Source organism: Pseudomonas sp. NPDC087614, assembly GCF_044743485.1.
Taxonomy (GTDB): domain Bacteria; phylum Pseudomonadota; class Gammaproteobacteria; order Pseudomonadales; family Pseudomonadaceae; genus Aquipseudomonas; species Aquipseudomonas baetica_A.
Window position 1 is genome coordinate 1 of record NZ_JBIUWN010000198.1, and the last position, 1182, is coordinate 1182.

Below are 1182 nucleotides of genomic sequence, written 5' to 3' on the forward strand. Positions count from 1 at the left end.
CTTGTATGGTAGGACTTGAAGGGAGGAGGAGGGACAAGGCTCGATTCTGACTGTTAGCGCAGTACAGACCGTGGGAGATTTCACCCTCCTCCTTTCACCCAAGCGCCGATAAAGAATGCATCTGGCCTAGACCGACGATAGGAACAAGCCTGCGCCTCTGGGTGAACCCTTCAAGTGTTCAAACCTTAGCCCGGAGGATTTCTCATGGCAATGCCCGTCGCTACTACTCAGTCGATCATCGGGGTTGATGTCGCCAAGGACGAACTGGTGATTTATCACGCCGAATCAGATCAGCTCGAGACAATCTCCAATACCAAAGCGGCGATCAAGAAATGGCTCAAAACCGTTGCCAAACCAGTGGCAATCGCTATCGAAGCCACCAATATCTATCATCAGGAGTTTGCCGATCTGGCGCATGCCGCTGGTTACGTGATCTATATGGTTGGCGGTTATGAGCTCAGCCATTACCGCAAAGGCGTGAACGTTCGCGCTAAAACTGATGCGCTGGATGCCCGATTACTGGCCCGTTATCTGACAAACGAAGGGGACCACTTACGCCCCTGGACACCGCCGCCGCCCTTGTATTGCCGACTTATCAGTCTTTTCCGGCGTCGTGCGGCTTTGGTCCAGGCTCGTGTCAGCCTCAAGCAGAGCTGGGAGAATGAGCCGTTGCTCAAAACCGCTTTCAAAAATCAGATAAACGCCATGCAAAGACTGGAAATCCTGCTGGAGAAAACGATCCTGACGCAGATAGACGAAGCCGGTTTAGGCGCTCAGCTCAAGCGTTGCATGAAAGTAGAAGGCATAGGTACGTTGACCGGTGCCCGCTTGCTCGCATCCTTTCAGCGTGGGGACTTCAGAAACGCCGACGCTTTCATCGCTTTTCTAGGCCTGGATCTGCGCATATCGGACTCAGGTAAAAAGAAAGGCCGCCGCTGCCTGACCAAACGAGGCGACTCAGAGGCGCGTCGATTGCTGCACAACGCCGCAATGGCGGCGAGCCGAACCTCGGCGTGGAAAGGATTTTATGAGGCTTTGAGAGGGCGCGGATTGAGCACTACCCAAGCACTGGTCGCACTAGCCCGCAAGCTTGCCCGGGTGGTATTTGCTCTGTTGAAAAACCAGAGCGAATACTCCCCTAAAGCGGTTTAGGGGCTAGGCATGAACCATAGAATCTCCCAC

General features: G+C 54.1%; 1 protein-coding gene. It reads left to right on the forward strand.

From position 1 onward, the window contains the following. The first annotated feature begins 204 nt into the window (after nucleotides 1-204). The gene (locus ACIOWA_RS28070) at nucleotides 205-1152 is read left to right on the forward strand and encodes an IS110 family transposase (protein ID WP_339434169.1); all 948 of its coding nucleotides are present in this window, start codon (nucleotides 205-207) and stop codon (nucleotides 1150-1152) included. The last annotated feature ends 30 nt before the right edge of the window (nucleotides 1153-1182 follow it).

Excerpts from the sequence above, each read along its gene's own strand:
- ACIOWA_RS28070 (WP_339434169.1), top strand. The coding sequence starts at position 205 with ATGGCAATGCCCGTCGCTACTACTCAGTCGATCATCGGGGTTGATGTC.